At 61.4% G+C, this 18120-nt stretch carries 14 protein-coding genes, 1 pseudogene and 1 riboswitch; of the genes and pseudogenes, 6 read left to right on the plus strand and 9 right to left on the minus strand.

Annotated elements, in window-relative coordinates; all coding sequences use genetic code 11:
• The first annotated feature begins 39 nt into the window (after positions 1-39).
• Positions 40-936, plus strand: a complete 897-nt coding sequence (locus ABQX22_RS12350; protein WP_349799842.1) for an allantoinase PuuE — start codon at positions 40-42, stop codon at positions 934-936.
• A gap of 13 nt (positions 937-949) precedes the next feature.
• The gene (gene hydA / locus ABQX22_RS12355; protein WP_349799844.1) at positions 950-2386 is read left to right on the plus strand and encodes a dihydropyrimidinase; all 1437 of its coding nucleotides are present in this window, start codon (positions 950-952) and stop codon (positions 2384-2386) included.
• A gap of 130 nt (positions 2387-2516) precedes the next feature.
• Here the strand turns inward: hydA and ABQX22_RS12360 are convergent, their stop codons facing one another.
• Both ABQX22_RS12360 and ABQX22_RS12365 read right to left on the minus strand, forming a co-directional pair.
• Entirely contained in the window at positions 2517-3236 is a 720-nt protein-coding gene (locus ABQX22_RS12360) for a 16S rRNA (uracil(1498)-N(3))-methyltransferase (protein WP_349799846.1), read from the minus strand.
• A 144-nt stretch (positions 3237-3380) separates the two neighbouring features.
• Complete coding sequence (locus tag ABQX22_RS12365) at positions 3381-4787, minus strand: adenosylmethionine--8-amino-7-oxononanoate transaminase (RefSeq protein ID WP_349799848.1); 1407 nt, start codon at positions 4785-4787, stop codon at positions 3381-3383.
• A 233-nt stretch (positions 4788-5020) separates the two neighbouring features.
• On the opposite strand from ABQX22_RS12365, the gene ABQX22_RS12370 reads away from it, so the two are divergent.
• The 3 genes from ABQX22_RS12370 (at position 5021) to ABQX22_RS12380 (ending at position 8282) form a co-directional block, all read left to right on the plus strand.
• Positions 5021-6787, plus strand: a complete 1767-nt coding sequence (locus ABQX22_RS12370; RefSeq protein ID WP_349799850.1) for a flavin monoamine oxidase family protein — start codon at positions 5021-5023, stop codon at positions 6785-6787.
• Positions 6788-7104: 317 nt separating this feature from the next.
• On the plus strand, positions 7105-7656 hold the full coding sequence (locus ABQX22_RS12375; protein WP_349799852.1) for a cytochrome b: 552 nt from the start codon (positions 7105-7107) through the stop codon (positions 7654-7656).
• A gap of 29 nt (positions 7657-7685) precedes the next feature.
• Positions 7686-8282, plus strand: a complete 597-nt coding sequence (locus ABQX22_RS12380) for a YceI family protein (protein ID WP_349799854.1) — start codon at positions 7686-7688, stop codon at positions 8280-8282.
• A gap of 613 nt (positions 8283-8895) precedes the next feature.
• Here the strand turns inward: ABQX22_RS12380 and ABQX22_RS12385 are convergent.
• The 4 genes and pseudogenes from ABQX22_RS12385 to ahcY all read right to left on the minus strand — a co-directional run.
• Positions 8896-10299 (minus strand): annotated as a pseudogene (locus ABQX22_RS12385) (DEAD/DEAH box helicase); the annotation flags it as partial.
• A gap of 273 nt (positions 10300-10572) precedes the next feature.
• The gene (locus ABQX22_RS12390; RefSeq protein ID WP_349799858.1) at positions 10573-11661 is read right to left on the minus strand and encodes a hypothetical protein; all 1089 of its coding nucleotides are present in this window, start codon (positions 11659-11661) and stop codon (positions 10573-10575) included.
• A 110-nt stretch (positions 11662-11771) separates the two neighbouring features.
• The gene (metF, locus tag ABQX22_RS12395) at positions 11772-12617 is read right to left on the minus strand and encodes a methylenetetrahydrofolate reductase [NAD(P)H] (RefSeq protein ID WP_349799860.1); all 846 of its coding nucleotides are present in this window, start codon (positions 12615-12617) and stop codon (positions 11772-11774) included.
• Positions 12618-12770: 153 nt separating this feature from the next.
• Positions 12771-14180: an adenosylhomocysteinase gene (gene ahcY / locus ABQX22_RS12400; protein WP_349799862.1), complete on the minus strand. Its 1410-nt coding sequence runs from the start codon at positions 14178-14180 to the stop codon at positions 12771-12773.
• Between the two features lie 20 nt (positions 14181-14200).
• A riboswitch (S-adenosyl-L-homocysteine riboswitch) is annotated at positions 14201-14311 on the minus strand.
• A gap of 188 nt (positions 14312-14499) precedes the next feature.
• Between ahcY and ABQX22_RS12405 the strand changes: the two genes are divergently transcribed.
• Entirely contained in the window at positions 14500-14904 is a 405-nt protein-coding gene (locus ABQX22_RS12405; protein WP_349799864.1) for an acyl-CoA thioesterase, read from the plus strand.
• Between the two features lie 111 nt (positions 14905-15015).
• On the opposite strand, the gene otnI is transcribed toward ABQX22_RS12405, so the two are convergent.
• The 3 genes from otnI to ABQX22_RS12420 all read right to left on the minus strand — a co-directional run bounded on the left by otnI (position 15016) and on the right by ABQX22_RS12420 (position 18055).
• Entirely contained in the window at positions 15016-15807 is a 792-nt protein-coding gene (gene otnI, locus ABQX22_RS12410) for a 2-oxo-tetronate isomerase (RefSeq protein WP_349799866.1), read from the minus strand.
• Between the two features lie 72 nt (positions 15808-15879).
• On the minus strand, positions 15880-16701 hold the full coding sequence (locus tag ABQX22_RS12415; RefSeq protein ID WP_349799868.1) for a DeoR/GlpR family DNA-binding transcription regulator: 822 nt from the start codon (positions 16699-16701) through the stop codon (positions 15880-15882).
• A gap of 91 nt (positions 16702-16792) precedes the next feature.
• The gene (locus ABQX22_RS12420; protein ID WP_349799870.1) at positions 16793-18055 is read right to left on the minus strand and encodes a cation:proton antiporter; all 1263 of its coding nucleotides are present in this window, start codon (positions 18053-18055) and stop codon (positions 16793-16795) included.
• Positions 18056-18120 lie beyond the last annotated feature (65 nt).

The following is an 18120-nucleotide window of genomic DNA, read 5'->3' on the forward strand; positions in this document are numbered from 1 at the left end:
TTTTTTCCGAACATCCGTACGTCGCAGGAGACTGTTCCCATGGCTTTACCCCTACGAGATCTGGTCGGCTATGGCCGGCAGCGCCCTCAAGGCACCTGGCCCAACGGCGCGCGACTGGCCATCAACTTTGTCATCAATTACGAAGAAGGCTCCGAGCGCTCGCTGGCCATGGGCGATCCTGACCAGGAGAGCATGACCGAGTGGGGCAGCTACCAATTCCCGGACGGCGTGCGCAACCTGGCCATGGAATCGATGTACGAATACGGTGCGCGCGTCGGCATCTGGCGGATTCTCGACATCCTGGAAAAAGCCAATGTCCCGGCGACCTTTCATGCCTGCGCCGTGGCGTTCGAGCAGAACCCGGACGTGGCCAAGGCGGCCGTCGAACTGGGTCACGAAATCTGCAGCCACGGTTATCGTTGGGAAGAGGTGTTCCGCCTGACTGAAGCCGAGGAGCGCGAGCATATCCGGCTGGCCATCGAATCCTTCGAACGCACCTGCGGCAAGCGTCCGGTGGGTTGGTATTGCCGCTACGGCGCCAGCGTTCACACCCGTCGGCTGGTGGTGGAAGAGGGCGGTTTCCTCTATGACTCCGACACCTACAACGACGACGTGCCGTACTTCGTCGACGTCGACGGCAAGCAGCATCTAGTGGTGCCGTACACCAGCGACGTCAACGACTTCCGTTACTGGAACTCGCCGGGGCTGTCACAGGCGTCGGACTTCCTCGAATACATGAAAGAAAGTTTCGACGTGCTGTACGAAGAAGCCGCCGACGGCCTGCGAATGATGTCCATCGGGCTGCACCCGCGCATGGTCGGTCGTCCGGGGCGAGTGCGAGCGATCAAGCAGTTCATCGAATACGCCCAGGCGCAAGAAGGCGTGTGGTTCACCACCCGCGAAGAGATCGCCAAGGCCTGGATGACCCGCGCCTGACGGAGAGCACGACATGCACGGTTTCGATCTGATCATTCGCAACGCCAACGTCGTCACCGCGGCCGACAGCTTTGTGTGCGACATCGGCGTGCGGGACGGCACCATCGTCGCGCTGGGCCTGGGCTTGCAAGGCGCGGCGCAGGAAGTCGATGCGGCAGGCCGCACCGTAACGCCGGGCGGCATCGACAGCCATGTGCACCTGGATCAACCGACCGGCGATGGGTCGGTGATGGCGGACGATTTCGTGAGCGGTACGCGCTCGGCGGCGTGCGGCGGGACCACGACCGTGATTCCGTTTGCCTGCCAGCAGAAAGGCCAGAGCCTGCGCGCCGCCGTGGAGGATTATCACCGGCGTGCCGACGGCAAGGCACTGATCGACTATGCCTTTCACCTGATCGTCACCGACCCCACCGAAGATGTGCTGCGCCGCGAACTGCCAGCGCTGATCGCCGAGGGCTACACGTCTTTCAAGATCTACATGACCTACGACGCGCTCAAACTCAACGACCGGGAGATTCTGGAAACCCTGTCGGTGGCGCGGGCCGAAGGTGCGATGGTCATGCTCCACGCCGAAAACAGCGACTGCATCGCCTGGCTGACCGAGCGCCTGCTGGCCGCCGGGCTCAGCGCGCCGCGTTATCACGCCACGTCGCGACCCATGCTGGTGGAGCGCGAAGCCACGCATCGGGCGATTGCCCTGGCCGAACTGGTGGACGTGCCGATTCTCATAGTCCATGTCTCCGGGCGTGAGGCAATCGAGCAAATCCGCTGGGCGCAAAGTCATGGCTTGAAGGTCTACGGCGAGACGTGCCCGCAATACCTGTTTTTGACCGCAGACTCCCTGGGCTGCGACGACAGTTTCGAAGGCGCCAAATGCATCTGCAGCCCGCCGCCCCGGGACGCGGCCAATCAGCAAGTGATCTGGGACGGTTTGCAGAACGGCTCGTTCGAGGTGTTCTCGTCGGACCACGCGCCGTTTCGCTACGAGGGCCCCGACGGCAAGCGCGCCCATGGCGAGCATGCGCCGTTTTCCGAGGTGGCCAACGGCATCCCCGGCATAGAAACGCGCATGGCGCTGCTGTGGTCCGAAGGCGTCAGAACCGGGCGCATCACGCCGCAGGCCTTCGTTGCGCTGACGTCGACCAACGCGGCACGGCTTTATGGCCTGTATCCGCGCAAAGGCAGCATCGCCATTGGCGCCGACGCGGATCTGGTGATCTGGGACGAAGGCCTGGATTTCGAGCTGACCAACGCATTGCTGCATCACCAGGTGGATTACACGCCCTACGCAGGCATGCGCTTGAGCGCCTGGCCGGCGATGACCTTCGCCCGCGGCGAATGCGTGTGGGATGGCCAGGCGCAGGGCACGCCGGGGCGAGGGAGGTTCTTGCCATGTGCGCGGCCGGAACCGGCGAAAGCGCGGCGGCGGTTGACGGAGTTGCCAGAGTGAGATCCAAAGCGCCGACTTGACCTGTAGGAGCGCGCTTGCCCGCGAATGCGCCGTGTCAGGCGATATCTATGTTGGATGTGCCGACTTATTCGCGGGCAAGCGCGCTCCTACAGTGGGCATTTATCAACCCCTAGAAATCCCCCCACAACTGCTGCGCAATGCTCAACGCCACCACCGGCGCGGTTTCGGTGCGCAGCACCCGCGGGCCGAGGCGGGCGGCGTGGAAGCCGGCGTCCTGGGCCTGATCGACTTCCGCATCATTCAAACCGCCTTCCGGGCCGATGAGAAACGCGAGGCTGCCAGGCTTTTCATGGCTGATCAACGGTTCGGCCACCGGGTGCAGGACCAGCTTCAGGTCGGCTTCGGTGTGCTTCAGCCAATCGGCCAGGGGCACGGGCGGATTGACCACCGGCACCACTGAACGACCGCACTGTTCGCACGCGCTGATCGCGATCTGCTGCCAATGGGCCTGGCGCTTTTCGGCCCGTTCGTCCTTGAGCCGCACTTCGCAGCGTTCGCTGATGATCGGGGTGATTTGTGTCACGCCCAGTTCCGTGGCTTTTTGAATCGCCCAGTCCATGCGCTCGCCACGGGACAGGCCCTGGCCCAGATGGATCTGCAGGGCTGATTCGGCGAGGCCGGGGAAGCTTTCATCGATCTGCACGCGCACGCGCTTTTTACCGACTTCCACCAGCCTGGCGCGAAACTCCGTGCCGGAGCCATCAAACAACTGCACGGCGTCGCCTTCGGTCATGCGCAACACACGCCCGATGTAATGCGCCTGCGCTTCAGGCAGCTCGTGTTCGCCGTGGCTCAGCGGGGCGTCGATAAAAAAGCGGGACAGTCTCATGGTTGTTTCTCTTCGGTGTTCGCTGTCCCCTGTAGGAGCTGACGAGCCCGTGCGAGGCTGCGATGCGGTGTGTCAGATGAATCGCATCGCAGCCTCGTACCTCGTCAGCTCCTACAGGGATCCTCGTTCAGTTCAGACAGTGGATCAGCCCGGATCACGAAAATCCGGATGGAAATTCTCACGCACCGCCACGCTGATGCTGCTGCGCGTCGCGATGTCGATGCCTTCGGTGGCCACTTCTGCAAGAAAGTCGATCTGCTCCGGCGTGATGACATACGGCGGCAGAAAGTACACCACGCTGCCCAACGGCCGCAGCAACGCGCCGCGGGTCAGCGCATGCTCGAAGACTTTCAAGCCGCGACGTTCCTGCCACGGATAAGCCGCCTTGGTCGCCTTGTCCTGCACCATCTCGAACGCGATCGCCATCCCGGTCTGGCGGACTTCAGCCACGTTCGGGTGATCGGCCAGGTGCGCGGTCGCGGTCTTCATGCGCAACGCCAGCGCCTTGTTGTTCTCGATGACGTTGTCCTGCTCGAAGATATCCAGCGTCGCCAATGCCGCCGCGCAGGCCAGCGGATTGCCGGTGTAGCTGTGGGAATGCAGGAAGGCCCGCAGCGTCGGATAGTCGTCATAAAACGCATCGTAGACGTCGTCGGTGGTGATGCAGGCGGCCAGCGGCAGGTAGCCGCCCGTCAGCGCTTTGGACAGGCACAGGAAGTCCGGACGGATGCCCGCCTGCTCACAGGCGAACATGGTGCCCGTGCGGCCAAAGCCCACAGCGATCTCGTCATGAATCAGGTGCACGCCGTAGCGGTCGCAGGCGTCGCGCAGCAGCTTGAGGTAGATCGGGTCGTACATGCGCATGCCGCCGGCGCCCTGAATCAACGGCTCGATGATCACGGCAGCCACGGTGTCGTGGTGCTCGGCCAGGGTCTGCTCCATGGCCACGAACATATTGCGCGAGTGTTCTTCCCAGCTCATGCCTTCGGGGCGATGGTAGCAATCCGGGCTCGGCACCTTGATGGTGTCCAGCAACAGCGCCTTGTAGGTCTCGGTGAACAGTGGCACGTCGCCCACCGACATCGCCGCCATGGTTTCGCCGTGGTAACTGTTGGTCAGGGTGACGAAGCGCTTTTTGTCGGGTTTGCCGCGATTGAGCCAGTAATGAAAGCTCATCTTCAGCGCGACTTCGATGCAAGACGAACCGTTATCGGCGTAGAAGCACCGGGTCAGGCCCTCGGGCGTCATGGCAATCAGGCGCTCCGACAGCTCGATCACGGGCTGATGGCTGAAGCCGGCAAGAATCACGTGCTCCAGCTGATCGACCTGGTCCTTGATGCGCTGATTGATGCGCGGGTTGGCGTGGCCGAATACGTTGACCCACCAGGAACTGACGGCGTCCAGGTAACGCTTGCCTTCGAAGTCCTCAAGCCAGACGCCTTTGCCCCGTTTGATGGGTATCAGCGGCAGGTTTTCGTGGTCTTTCATTTGAGTGCAGGGATGCCACAGCACCTTGAGGTCGCGCTGCATCCACTGATTATTCAGGCCCATCGTTGATCTCCTCAGGCAGTCCCGTTGACGACTCGCTTACAACGAGGCCAAACAATCGCGCAAGCCTATGCAATGCGTTGCCACGGAACAACCTTTAGCGCCGCTGCGGCCAGTTTTAGATGCCCGACGGACATTGCTGGCGGGCGTTCATTGGCTGGCGTATCCTTCGCGCCTCTTCAAAGAATCGGACGTCAAAGTCCGACAATTCCCCTGATTTTTCCGGAGTTTGCTGAATGCTTTCTGGTTGGGTTCGCGCCTTTGCGCTGGTGATGATTGGGCTGGCAAGCGCTTCGGCGCTCGCTGTCGATAAACCCCAAACGGCGATCGTTGTCGGTGGCGGTCTGGCGGGACTCACGGCGGCTTACGAGCTGCAGTCCAAGGGCTGGCAAGTGACCGTGCTCGAAGCCAAGGCGGCCGCCGGCGGGCGTTCGGGCCTTGCTGGCAGTGAATGGATCGGTAACGCCAAGGCGCAGCCGGTGCTGAATCAGTACCTGGAGCGCTTCAAGCTGGCGTCTGTCCCGGCGCCTGAGTTCGTGCGCACCCCCGGCTATTTGATTGACGGCGAATATTTCTCGGCGGCGGACCTTGCGACCAAGCAGCCCGCAACCGCCGAGGCGATCAAGCGCTACGAGGCGGCCATCGACGACATCGCCCGCTCGATCACCGACCCGCTCAACCCTGCCGCCAACAGCACGTTGTTCGCCCTGGATCAGATCAACGTCGCCAACTGGCTGGACCGTCTGAGCCTGCCAGCGACGGCGCGTCAGCTGATCAACCAACAGATTCGTACTCGTTATGACGAGCCTTCGCGCTTGTCGCTGCTGTACTTCGGTCAGCAAGCCCGGGTCAACCGCGACATCCAGGACCGTGATCGCCGCGCCGCTCGCCTGCCAGGTGGCAGCGCTGTGCTGGCGGACGCGTTCGTCAAGCAGATCAAGGTCATCAAGACCAATTCGCCGGTGTCTGCGATCAACCAGGACAAGGACAGCGTGACCGTCAAGGTCGGCGCGGTCGGTTATGAAGCCGATTACGTGGTGCTGGCCGTGCCGCTGCGTGCGCTGAGCAAGATTGCGATGACGCCCGCGCTGGACGCTCAGCATCAGGGCGCGATCAAGAGCACCAACTACGGCTGGCACGACCAGATCATGCTCAAGTTCAAGACCCCGGTCTGGGAAAGCAAGGCGCGCATGACCGGAGAGATTTACAGCAACACCGGCCTGGGCATGCTGTGGATCGAGCCGGCGCTCAAAGGCGGCGCCAATGCCGTGATCAACCTGGCTGGCGATAACGCCCGGATCATGCAGGCGTTTGGCGACAAGCAGATGGTGGATCAGGTGCTGATTCGTCTGCACACCTTTTATCCACAGGCCCGCGGCGCGTACACCGGCTATGAGATTCGCCGGTCCAGCGTCGACCCGTCTACCGGTGGCGCGTACCTGGCGTTCGGTCCTGGGCAGATGAGCAAATACTGGCGCCTGTGGGAACGTCCTCTGCAGCGCGTAGCCTTTGCCGGCGAACACACCGACGCGTTGTATCCGGGCACCCTGGAAGGTGCGTTGCGCACCGGTCAGCGTGCGGCCAGCCAGGTTGAGGATCTGGCGGCTGGCAAGTCGTTTGAGCCTGTCAAGGCGCCGCCGCCGAAAGCACCTGAAGCACCGAAAGCCACAGGCGGCGGTGTAGGCGCGTTTTTCTCGAACATGTTTGGCGGCGCCAAGCCTGAGGCCAAGCCAGTTGAGAAAGCCCCTGAGCCTGCGCCGGCTCCAGCCCCTGCACCGGCGCCCGTCACGCCGCCGCCCGCGCCGGTGGTCGAGCCTGCGAAGCCTGCGGTCGTCGAGCCGGCCAAAAAGGCGCCGGTCAAGAAAACACCGGTCAAGAAAGAGCCCGCCAAGAAGGAGCCTGCGAAAAAGGCCCCGGCCAAACCGGCAGCGACACACAAGCCTGCGGCTAAAGCTGCAACACCGGCGGCTCCGGCCACTCCGGCGGCGGACACCAAGAACTGATTGGTGAAACGCTGAAACAACAAAGGCGCGGTTTACGAACCGCGCCTTTTTTTATGCCCGTTGGAGGCTGGCCTTGTTGGAGCGAGGCTTGCCCGCGAAGGTGGCTGCACATCCAATATGGATAGCGTCTGGCATATCTCAATCGCGGGCAAGCGCGCTCCTACAAGCGGCGACTGCATAACACTGGCTTAATCAAACTCACCAAAAATGCGACAAGACGTTTCAATCGTATTTACTGATCTTTCAAAGCAAAAAATTGCGCTTTCTTTCGATAGGTAAAGCGCTAGTCTTCTCACAACATTTACAGGGTACCCGCGATGCAACTACGCAACTCTTCTTCTCGATATGGCTGGGTCAGCATCGTTTTGCATTGGGGCGTCGCGCTCACGGTTTTTGGTATGTTTGCGCTGGGCCTGTGGATGGTCGGACTCGGCTACTACGACACTTGGCGCAAGGCAGGCCCGGACCTGCACAAAAGCATTGGCATCACCCTGTTTCTGTTCATGCTGCTGCGTGTGGTCTGGCGTTTTGTCAGCCCGCCGCCGCCAGCACCGGCCACTCAGAGCCGCCTGGTCAGGGTGGCCGCCACACTGGGTCACGCCTTTCTGTACCTGGACCTGTTCCTGGTGATGTTCGCCGGTTACCTGATTTCCACCGCCGACGGCGTTGGGATTCCGGTATTCGGTTTGTTCGAAGTGCCTGCACTGATAAGCGGACTGCCCGACCAGGCGGACCTTGCCGGTGAAGTGCATTTGTATCTCGCCTGGGTGCTGGTGATTTTTGCAGGACTCCATGGCCTGGCGGCTCTCAAGCATCACTTTATTGATCGTGATGCGACCCTTGTTCGTATGCTGGGCCGCAAGGCCTGACTTGCTCATTCATTGAAAGGAAAACTCGCATGTTGAAAAAGACCCTTGCTGCACTGGCCCTCGGTACTGCGTTGCTGTCGGCCGGTCAGGCCATGGCCGCTGACTACACCATCGACAAAGAAGGCCAGCACGCCTTCATCAACTTCAAGATCAGCCACCTGGGCTACAGCTTCATCTACGGCTCGTTCAAGGACTGGACCGGCACGTTCAGCTTCGACGCGGCCAAGCCTGAAGACAGCAAGATCAACATCGACGTCAAAACCGCCAGCGTCTTCACCAACCATGCCGAGCGCGACAAGCACATCAGCAGCAAGGACTTCCTGGACGTTGCCAGCTTCCCTGACGCCAAGTTCGTCTCCACCAGCGTGAAGACCACCGGCAAGAACGCCGACGGCAAAGTCACTGCTGACGTGACCGGCGACCTGACGATGCACGGCGTGACCAAGCCGGTTGTGGTCAAGACCACGTTCCTGGGCGAAGGCAAGGATCCATGGGGCGGCTACCGCGCAGGCTTCGAGGGCACTACCTCGATCAAGCGTTCTGATTTCGGCAAGATGATGGACCTGGGTCCACAGTCCGACACCCTGGACCTGATCATCTCGTTCGAAGGCGTCAAAGCCAAGTAAGACAGGCTGCTCCAACGAAAACGCCGACCCCAGGGTCGGCGTTTTTGTGCGCGCATTTCAGACACAAAAACGCCCCGAACCAGTCGGGGCGTTTTTGTTTCAGCGCGGCTTAACCTTCGCGGTTGCGGGTCAGCAGGGCTGGTTTTTCACCGCGTGGGCGGCTTGGCAACTGATCGAGCTGTTCGGCCGACGGGAAACGATCGCCCTTGGACTCTTTGTGCATGATCTTCGGCGCGGGCTGACCGTCACGTGGACCACGAACGGCTGGCTCCTGACGCGCTGGTTGATCTTCACCGGCTGGACGACGGCCGCGCGGCTGGTCATCACGACGCGGCTGGCCGTCGCGGGCCGAACCGTTGCGTGGGCCACTGCGCTTGGCCGCAGGAGCACCGGCAGATGCCGGAGCGCCGGTGCCAGATGGTGCGCCGCTGCGAGGACCGCTGCGGCCCTGGCTCGGGCCACGTGGCGCTGGAGCAGCGCCGGTGGCTGGCGCGCCTGGACGACGGCCACGGCTCTGCGTCTTGTTCGGGTACGGGCTGACGTAATCGGCTCGGTTACCGAAGTTATCCACTTCGTCATCCAGAAACTCGTCCGGTGCACGGTCGCCGCGCGGTGCAGACGGCTGAGCCTGACGTGCTTCGCCTGCCGGTGTTCCCTGGCGAGGTTTCTGCGGACGGGCCGGACGGGCAGGGCGTTCACCCGATGCCGCGGCGGCTGCCGGTTTGTCCTTGCCCTTGTCTTTGCCTTTGTCCTTGCGACCGCCACCACCGCCGCCGCCGTTCGGGCCATCGCCACGTGGGCCACGGGCATTGCGCGGGTTGCGCACGTCCGGACGTTCACGCACTTCAGGCTTTTCAGCTTCGACCGAATTGACGTCGAAGCCCATCAGGTCGCCGTCAGCCAGCTTCTGCTTGGTCATGCGCTCGATGCTTTTGAGCAGCTTCTCTTCGTCCGGGGCAACCAGCGAGATGGCTTCACCGCTACGACCGGCACGGCCAGTACGGCCGATACGGTGGACGTAGTCTTCGTCGACGTTCGGCAGCTCGAAGTTGACCACGTGCGGCAGTTGGTCGATGTCCAGACCACGAGCCGCGATGTCGGTAGCCACCATGATGCGTACGTCGCCGGCCTTGAAGTCAGCCAGGGCCTTGGTCCGTGCGTTCTGGCTCTTGTTGCCGTGGATCGCGACGGCGGCGAGGCCGTGCTTGTCCAGGTACTCGGCCAGACGGTTGGCGCCGTGCTTGGTGCGGGTAAACACCAGCACCTGCTCCCACGCGCCTGCAGTGATCAGGTGCGCCAGCAGCGAGCGTTTGTGGTTGGCCGGCAGGCGGAACACACGCTGTTCGATGCGCTCGACCGTGGTGTTCGGCGGCGTGACTTCGATGCGCTCGGGGTTGTGCAGCAGCTTGCCCGCCAGCGACGTGATGTCCGAGGAGAACGTTGCCGAGAACAGCAGGTTCTGACGCTTGGACGGCAGACGCGCCAAGACTTTCTTCACGTCATGGACAAAGCCCATGTCGAGCATCCGGTCGGCTTCGTCCAGCACGAGGATTTCCACGTGGGACAGATCGACGCTGCCTTGGCCGGCCAGGTCAAGCAAACGGCCCGGGCAGGCGACCAATACGTCGACGCCGCGCGCCATGGCCTGAACCTGAGGGTTGGTGCCGACGCCGCCGAAGATGCAGGCGCTGACGAACTTCAGGTTCTTGGCGTATACCTTGAAGCTGTCATGAACCTGGGCTGCCAGTTCGCGGGTGGGGGTCAGGACCAGGACGCGCGGTTGGCGCGGGCCATGACGTTGAGATTTGTCCGGGTGACCGGCGGGGAAAAGGCGCTCCAGAATAGGGAGGGCGAAACCACCGGTTTTACCAGTACCTGTCTGAGCGGCGACCATCAGGTCGCGGCCTTGCAACACGGCGGGAATAGCCCGCTGTTGCACCGGAGTAGGCTGGGTATAGCCAGCTGCCTCGATGGCGCTGACTAAAGCCTCGGAGAGACCGAGGGAAGCAAAGGACATGAGTAATCCTGTCTTAGTTAGGGCCACGTTGGCCCAAGGGGGAATAATCTACCCGGCGCGAATGTGCGTGCAGATGACGCAATCCCGTCCGGTACTGTCGGGTCTTTAAGTTCAACTCGAGACATGAGCGCGGGAAAAGAAAAGTGCGCTGCCGGTGTAATCGAGTGCCTTCTGCAAGACCGAGCATCCGGGCGTAAGCCTGGTGGGGACGCCGGAGTATAACAGAGCAATCACAAAGCGCTGTGTTCATGGTGCTAAACGGTTTTGTTGCTGTTATCGAGGGTTTTGGCGCTGCAGCATGTGCTGATACACCGCTTTGCGCCGGTGCCCGAGTATCTGCCGCACCGCCCAGTGATCCAGCCACTGTTTGATCTTTTCCGGCGCGAGCGGCCGGTCCATGCGCTGCTCGGCATTGCTCAAGGCCTTGTCCCACCAGACCTGGGAGCAGGCCTGGTCAAATTCGTTGGGATACTCACAGCAACCGTAAAGCACTTCGCGCACAAACTGACGCTGGTCCTGCGGCACCGCGAGCATGGCGCCTTTGTACATCACGCGTTGCCAGGCAGGCGGGCGCGGCAACTGCGCGGTGACCTTGCGCGTGTCATCCAGACCCCGCTGGCTGGTGGGGTTGTCACCGTGCTTGCTGAGCCAGGCGCGTACCTTGGCGCGAAACAGCTGCTTTCGGCTCCAGTAGTGATGAATCAGGTCCGGGCACTCGTTGACCTCTACCGTGCGATACGCCGCCACGGCCAGGCAGAATTCTTCAAGGGTGATCGCACCGGGGGTGATCGCAAAAAACTCATCCATCATTTCGACGGAGCGGTCGAGAATCGCGGCGTCGTCCCGGGTCAGACCGATCACGCCGGAGTTGAGCAAGGGCATGTGGTCATCGGCCAGACCGCGTTGCGCCAGCGTATCGGCCAGTGCGGTGTAAAGCACGGTCTGCTTGCAGGCGTCATAGCGCAACGTCAGGGCATTGCACAGCAGCTTGCCGGGCTGAACGCGATCAAACAGCTTTATCGGGCTTTCGTGAAAGAAGGTGTCGGTGTCGATCAGAATGGCTTTGTCACACTCCTCCAGCACCTTGCGCACCAGCACTTGCTTGCAGCGGAAGTGGTAGGCGTGCGGACCGCTCCAGGCGCTTCGTGTCTGCGGGTCGAAGCGTCGAACGCGAACGGGCAAATGACGGTAGGGTGCGGGGTCGTCGGCGAACACCTGGATGTCCAGAGCGTCTTCGGGCGTGTCGCGCAGTCCGGCGAGGGCACTGGCAATGCTGAACACCGCTTCCTGATGATAGGTCTCGGCACCAAAGGCCAGGTAAACGAGTTGGGGGCGTGTCGCGAATGTATTGATGGAGGTCAACTGCTGGATTTCCGTCTCGATTAAGGCGTCGGCAGGCCTCGCTTGAGGAAACCTACCGATGAAACGTTGCCCTAATGTGACGGAACTGACCAGACCGAGATCGTGCGGTCCTAACGAGCGAGTTTCAGGTTGTTCCACACCGCCAGGCTAGGCTCTGCCTGGTTCAGCGTGTAGAAATGCAAACCTGGCGCGCCGCCTTGTAACAAGCGCTCACACATTTCTGTGATGACCTGTTCACCAAATTTCTGAATGCTCGGCGAATCATCGCCGTAGGCTTCCAGTTGCTTCCTAACCCAGCGTGGGATCTCTGCACCACACGCGTCGGAAAAACGCGCGAGCTTGCTGTAGTTGGTGATCGGCATGATGCCCGGCACAACCGGGATGTCCACACCCAGCTTCTGAACGCGGTCGACGAAGTAGAAATAGCTGTCGGCGTTGAAGAAGTATTGAGTGATCGCGCTGTCGGCACCGGCCTGGGCCTTGCGCACGAAGTTCTTGATGTCGTCCTCGAAGTTGCGCGCCTGCGGATGCATCTCCGGGTAGGCCGCGACTTCGATGTGGAAATGATCACCGGTTTCTTCGCGAATGAAGCTGACGAGGTCGGCCGCATAACGCAGTTCACCGCTGGACATGCCCATGCCGGAAGGCAGGTCGCCGCGCAGGGCAACGATGCGCTTGATACCGGCCTCCTTGTATTGCCCGAGCAGGGCGCTTAACGCGGCCTTGCTGTCGCCAACGCAGGACAGGTGCGGGGCGGCAGGGACGGGGGTTTCTTTTTCCAGCTGGAAAACGGTGCTGATCGTACGATCACGCGTCGAGCCGCCCGCACCGTACGTGCAGGAGAAAAAATCGGGGTTGTAGCCAGCCAGTTGGCGAGCCACGTTCATCAGTTTTTCATGCCCAGCGTCGGTCTTCGTAGGGAAGAACTCAAAGCTGAAGCCAGGGTTTTGGGACATGACAATATCCTTGGAAACGCAAACGACAAACGCCGACGTCCTGTAGGAGCGCGCTTGCCCGCGATATCGGTGTGTCAGTCAACATATGTGTGTCTGACGCATCTCATCGCGGGCAAGCGCGCTCCTACAGGAACAGCGTTTCAGGCTAGACCATCAGTAGCGGTAAGCATGCGGCTTGAACGGACCTTCAACTGCCACGCCGATGTAGTCGGCCTGGGTCTTGGTCAGTTTGGTCACGACGCCGCCGAAACCGCGGACCATTTCCAGGGCCACTTCTTCGTCCAGCTTCTTGGGCAGCACTTCAACGGTCAGGCGTTCGGCTTTCTGAGCGGGGCTCAGGTCAGCGTACTTCTGGCCGAACAGGAAGATCTGAGCCAGCACCTGGTTGGCGAACGAGCCGTCCATGATGCGGCTTGGGTGACCGGTAGCGTTGCCCAGGTTCACCAGACGGCCTTCAGCCAGCAGGATCAGGTAGTCATCGTTGTGCGGGTCGAAGCTGCCAGCGCCGGTGCGGTGGATCTTGTGCACCTGTGGCTTCACTTCTTCCCATGCCCAGTTCTTGCGCATGAAAGCAGTGTCGATTTCGTTGTCGAAGTGACCGATGTTGCACACCACGGCGCGTTTTTTCAGCGCTTTGAGCATGTTCGAGTCACAGACATTGACGTTACCGGTGGTGGTCACGATCAGGTCGATCTTGCCCAGCAGGGCTTTGTCTATGCTCGCTTCGGTGCCGTCGTTTTCGCCATCGATGAACGGCGAAACCAGTTCGAAACCGTCCATGCAGGCTTGCATGGCGCAGATCGGGTCGACTTCGGTCACTTTGACGATCATGCCTTCCTGACGCAGCGACTGCGCCGAACCCTTGCCCACGTCACCGTAGCCGATGACCAGCGCCTGCTTGCCGGACAACAGGTGGTCGGTACCGCGCTTGATGGCGTCGTTCAGGCTGTGACGGCAGCCGTACTTGTTGTCGTTCTTGCTCTTGGTGACCGAGTCGTTGACGTTGATGGCCGGGATTTTCAGTTCGCCCTTGGCCAGCATGTCCAGCAGGCGGTGAACACCGGTGGTGGTCTCTTCGGTCACGCCGTGGACGTGGTCCAGGATGGCGGGGTATTTCTTGTGCAGCAGCTCGGTGAGGTCGCCGCCGTCGTCGAGGATCATGTTGGCGTCCCATGGCGCGCCATCCTTGAGGATGGTCTGCTCCAGGCACCACTCGTATTCTTCTTCGGTTTCGCCTTTCCACGCGTACACGGCGATGCCGGCAGCAGCGATGGCAGCAGCGGCCTGGTCTTGCGTCGAGAAGATGTTGCAGGAGGACCAGCGTACTTCGGCACCCAGGGCAACCAGGGTTTCGATCAGCACGGCCGTCTGAATGGTCATGTGGATGCAGCCGAGGATCTTGGCGCCCTTGAGCGGTTGCTCGCCGGCGTATTTGCGGCGCAGGCCCATCAGGGCAGGCATTTCGGATTCAGCGATGATGGTTTCGCGACGGCCCCAGGCAGCCAGGGACATGTCGGCGACTTTGTAGTCGGTGAAATCGGTAGGCGTCAGTACAGCGCTCATAGGAAGCTCCATTCGTAGGGTGCGAATGGGCGCCGTTGTGCGTTTAAAGCTTGACCGGCAAGAGGTGCCTGATCAAACAACGCCCTATCCGAGCCTGACAGGATTGACCTGCTGCAGCGCCCCTCGGACAGGTGGCGGGAAAACGGTATCAGGATGTAATGACCGTTTTTTGAAGCGGGGGCGATTATCTTGCTTTGAGCTGCAAGTGGCAAGCTGCAAGCGACAAGCTGAAGCGGCCGTTTTTACTTGCAGCTTGCGGCTTGAAACTTGAAGCTGGGGCTCATCTACTACCCGCTTCCAAATACCGTCGGAGCCCCCCATGAACTTCCACACCCGCAAGTGGGTTAAACCCGAAGACTTGAACCCCAACGGCACGCTGTTCGGCGGCAGCCTGTTGCGCTGGATTGACGAAGAAGCCGCGATCTACGCCATCGTTCAATTGGGCAACCAGCGCGTGGTGACCAAGTACATTTCGGAGATCAACTTCGTCAGCGCCTCGCGCCAGGGCGACATCATCGAACTGGGGATTACCGCCACCGAGTTTGGCCGCACCTCGATCACGCTGACCTGCCAGGTGCGCAACAAAATCACCCGCAAGAGCATTCTGACGGTGGAGAAGATGGTGTTCGTGAACCTGGGTGAAGACGGATTGCCCGCGCCCCACGGCAAGACGCAAATCAGCTACGTGAAAGACCAGTTCAAGGACGAAATGATCAACGAGTGAATGCGTGACCTGTAGGAGCGCGCTTGCCCGCGATTGCGGTTCGTCAGCGACAGATGTGCAAACTGACAGGACGTTATCGCGGGCAAGCGCGCTCCTACAAAATCAAAAGCGTCAGACCGGGTTTTTCGCCTGCCAGTCGCGCAACCACTGCAACCCCGCACTGGTATCCCCCTTCGGCCGGTACTCGCACCCGACCCAGCCGGTGTAACCCAGGCGATCGAGCTCCTCGAACAGCCACGGGTAGTTCAGTTCACCGATGTCCGGCTCATGCCGATCGGGCACGCCTGCAATCTGGATGTGGCCGATGCCGGCGAAGTCCCGACGCAACGTACTGGTCACGTCGCCTTCGACGATCTGGCAGTGATAGCAATCGAGCTGCACTAGCAGATTGTCAGCGCCCACGGCCTTGCGTACTTCATGGGCCTGGTCCTGACGATTGAGAAAGAAGCCCGGAATATCCCGCGTGTTGATCGGTTCGATCAGCACCGTGATGCCCACCTTGGCCGCTTCCTGGGTGGCGTAGCGCAGGTTTTCGAGATAGACCGCGTGATGCCGCTCGCGCAGGTCCTCCCTCGGCAACAGGCCTGCCATTGCATGAATACGGTCGTTGCCCAGCACCGCGGCGTACTCAAGCGCTTTCTGAAAACCGCTGCGGAATTCGCTTTCCCGTCCTGGCAGTGACGCAATGCCACGCTCGCCCTTGGTGAAGTCGCCGGGCGGCATATTGAACATCGCCTGCTCCAGGCCGTGATCGTCCAGGCGCTGTCTGATCTGCGCAGCGGCGTATTCGTACGGGAACAGAAACTCGATCGCACTGAAACCGTCCGCCGCGGCAGCGGCAAAACGGTCGAGAAAGTCGTGCTGTGGGTACAGCGTGCTGAGGTTGGCGGCGAATCGTGGCATCGTGACACCTGTCTGCAAAAACATCAGGGCGAAAGGAGAGGTACTCGTCAGATTGCGCTCGGCGGGGCCGTGTCAGCGCGAACCGTCCGCCGACGCCAGCAGCAGCTCGATGCCTTGCCGGCGGATGGCGTCGGCTGCGGCTTCGGCCAGGTTTTCATCGCTGATGATCGCGTCGAACTGCTCAAGCCCGGCCACTTTGTACATGCCGAACGTGCCGTATTTGGAGCTGGTGGTCAGCAGCACCGAGCGCGACGCCGCTTGCATCGCCGCCTGCTTGACCTCGACCTTGAGCGCAGAGGGCGTGGTCGTGCCGCGCTGCAGGTCCCATGAGCTGGTGGACATGAAGGCCACGTCGGTGGCGAGCTGACGCAACGTCGCTGCCGCCAGACCGCCCACGCAGGAGCGGTTGGGGTGATCCAGCAGCCCGCCGGTGTGAATCACGTTCACATGCACGGCGTCGGCCAGCGCGTGGACCACGCCAAAATCGTTGGTCACCACGGTCATGCCGGTCAGCGCCACGATGTGCGGCACGATCTCCAGCGTGCTGGTGCCCGCGTCCAGATACACCGTCATTTCGGGGTGCAGCAAGCTGGCGGCCAGGCGCGCCATCGCCTGCTTGTGCGGCAACTCGATCACGGCTTTGGATTGATGGCTGGGTTCGCTGTGCACTTGGCTGGCGATGCGCACACCGCCGGTGACCGAGTAGGCGCGGCCGCTTTGTTCAAGCAGTGCGATGTCGCGACGGATGGTCATGTGGGAGCAATCGAACATCTCCACCAGTTGATGCACGCTCAACACCTGGTGTTTGCGCAACTGACGCAGCATCAGTTCCCGACGCTGTTCGGGAATCATCGGTGCTGCGCCCGTGATCGCAGTGTCCTCGTTGCTGGCCATTCATGCTCCTGGAGGTCATCACGGCCAGCTGAGGCTGGCGCTGGTGGCATCTTAGCCAATCGCGCCAGCCCTGACAGCAGATGTTGTGACATCAGTGGTCCGAGGCGGGCTCGGCTTTCGCCGGCTCACGGGTCACGGCCTTGACCAGCTTGCCGATGCTCAGACCCTGCAGCAGGATCGATGACAGCACGACGATGTAGGTGATGCTCAGCAAAAGATCGCGCTCCGGCCCCAGGGGCAACGCCAGCGCCAATGCCACCGACACCCCGCCGCGCAGGCCGCCCCATGTCAGGATGCGGATGGTGCCACGCGGCACCTCACGCCAGCGGCGCATCAGCAGAATCGCCGGTGCCACCGTCAGCAGGCGTGACAGCAGAATCGCCACCGCCAACAGGCTGGCCGCCAGCAAGTGCAGCCAGGAGAATGGCAGCAGCAACAGCTCCATGCCGATCAGCGCAAACAGCAGCGCGTTGAGGATGTCATCCAGCAGCTCCCAGAAACCGTCCATGTAACGACGGGTCATGTCGTTCATCGCCAGGTTGCGTCCCAGATTGCCGATGATCAGGCCGGCCACCACCATCGCGATCGGCCCCGAGACATGCAGCTCGGTGGACATCGCCGAGCCGCCGATCACCAGGGCCAGGGTCAGCATGACTTCGATCTGATACTGCTCGATGCTCTTGATCATCAGGTACACCGCGTAACCGATCAGCCCGCCAAACAGCGCGCCGCCCACGGCCTCATGCACGAACAGCATCGCCGTTTCGGTCACGGTCGGCGTTTCGCCCAGCTGTGCGATACCCAGCAAGACGGTAAAGACCACGACCGCCGTGCCGTCGTTGAACAGCGACTCGCCGACGATGGTGGTTTTCAGTGGTTTGGAGGCGTTGGCCGTACGCAGCACGCCCAGTACCGCAATCGGGTCGGTGGGGGAAATCAGCGCGCCGAACAGCAGGCAGTACAGAAAGCTCACGTGCCAGCCGAACATCGCGAAAATCCAGTACGCGAGGGCGCCGATCACGGTGGTCGCGATCAATACACCGAAGGTGGCGAGCAGGCCAATGGGCCAGCGGTAGTTCTTCAGATCGGACAGGTTGACGTGCAAGGCGCCAGCAAACAGCAGAAAAGACAGCATCCAGTTCATCAGCAGATCACCGAAATCGATCTGGCCGATCAGGCTCTGCACACGCTCTTCCATCCCGGGAAAGCCCAGCAGGCTCAGTGATTGAAGGATCAGCGAAAACATCAGCGCCGTGACCATCACACCGATGGTGGGTGGCAGCCCGATGAAGCGGAAATTCACATACGTCAGCAGCGAAGTAAGGCAGATAAATGCAGCGGCGAGTTCAAGCATTCGGAGTCCTGTTATTGCGGTTCAAATCCTGTGCGGTGGCTGAAGGGCAGGCACCGGACGAGGGT

The sequence above is a fragment of the Xanthomonas sp. WHRI 1810A genome (assembly GCF_040202885.1).
Classification (GTDB): Bacteria; Pseudomonadota; Gammaproteobacteria; order Pseudomonadales; family Pseudomonadaceae; genus Aquipseudomonas.

Excerpts from the sequence above, each read along its gene's own strand:
- ABQX22_RS12375 (WP_349799852.1), top strand. The coding sequence starts at position 7,105 with ATGCAACTACGCAACTCTTCTTCTCGATATGGCTGGGTCAGCATCGTT.
- metF (WP_349799860.1), bottom strand. The coding sequence starts at position 12,617 with ATGTCCCAAAACCCTGGCTTCAGCTTTGAGTTCTTCCCTACGAAGACC.
- ABQX22_RS12365 (WP_349799848.1), bottom strand. The coding sequence starts at position 4,787 with ATGGGCCTGAATAATCAGTGGATGCAGCGCGACCTCAAGGTGCTGTGG.
- otnI (WP_349799866.1), bottom strand. The coding sequence starts at position 15,807 with ATGCCACGATTCGCCGCCAACCTCAGCACGCTGTACCCACAGCACGAC.
- ABQX22_RS12380 (WP_349799854.1), top strand. The coding sequence starts at position 7,686 with ATGTTGAAAAAGACCCTTGCTGCACTGGCCCTCGGTACTGCGTTGCTG.
- ahcY (WP_349799862.1), bottom strand. The coding sequence starts at position 14,180 with ATGAGCGCTGTACTGACGCCTACCGATTTCACCGACTACAAAGTCGCC.
- ABQX22_RS12405 (WP_349799864.1), top strand. The coding sequence starts at position 14,500 with ATGAACTTCCACACCCGCAAGTGGGTTAAACCCGAAGACTTGAACCCC.
- ABQX22_RS12360 (WP_349799846.1), bottom strand. The coding sequence starts at position 3,236 with ATGAGACTGTCCCGCTTTTTTATCGACGCCCCGCTGAGCCACGGCGAA.
- hydA (WP_349799844.1), top strand. The coding sequence starts at position 950 with ATGCACGGTTTCGATCTGATCATTCGCAACGCCAACGTCGTCACCGCG.
- ABQX22_RS12420 (WP_349799870.1), bottom strand. The coding sequence starts at position 18,055 with ATGCTTGAACTCGCCGCTGCATTTATCTGCCTTACTTCGCTGCTGACG.
- ABQX22_RS12350 (WP_349799842.1), top strand. The coding sequence starts at position 40 with ATGGCTTTACCCCTACGAGATCTGGTCGGCTATGGCCGGCAGCGCCCT.
- ABQX22_RS12415 (WP_349799868.1), bottom strand. The coding sequence starts at position 16,701 with ATGGCCAGCAACGAGGACACTGCGATCACGGGCGCAGCACCGATGATT.
- ABQX22_RS12370 (WP_349799850.1), top strand. The coding sequence starts at position 5,021 with ATGCTTTCTGGTTGGGTTCGCGCCTTTGCGCTGGTGATGATTGGGCTG.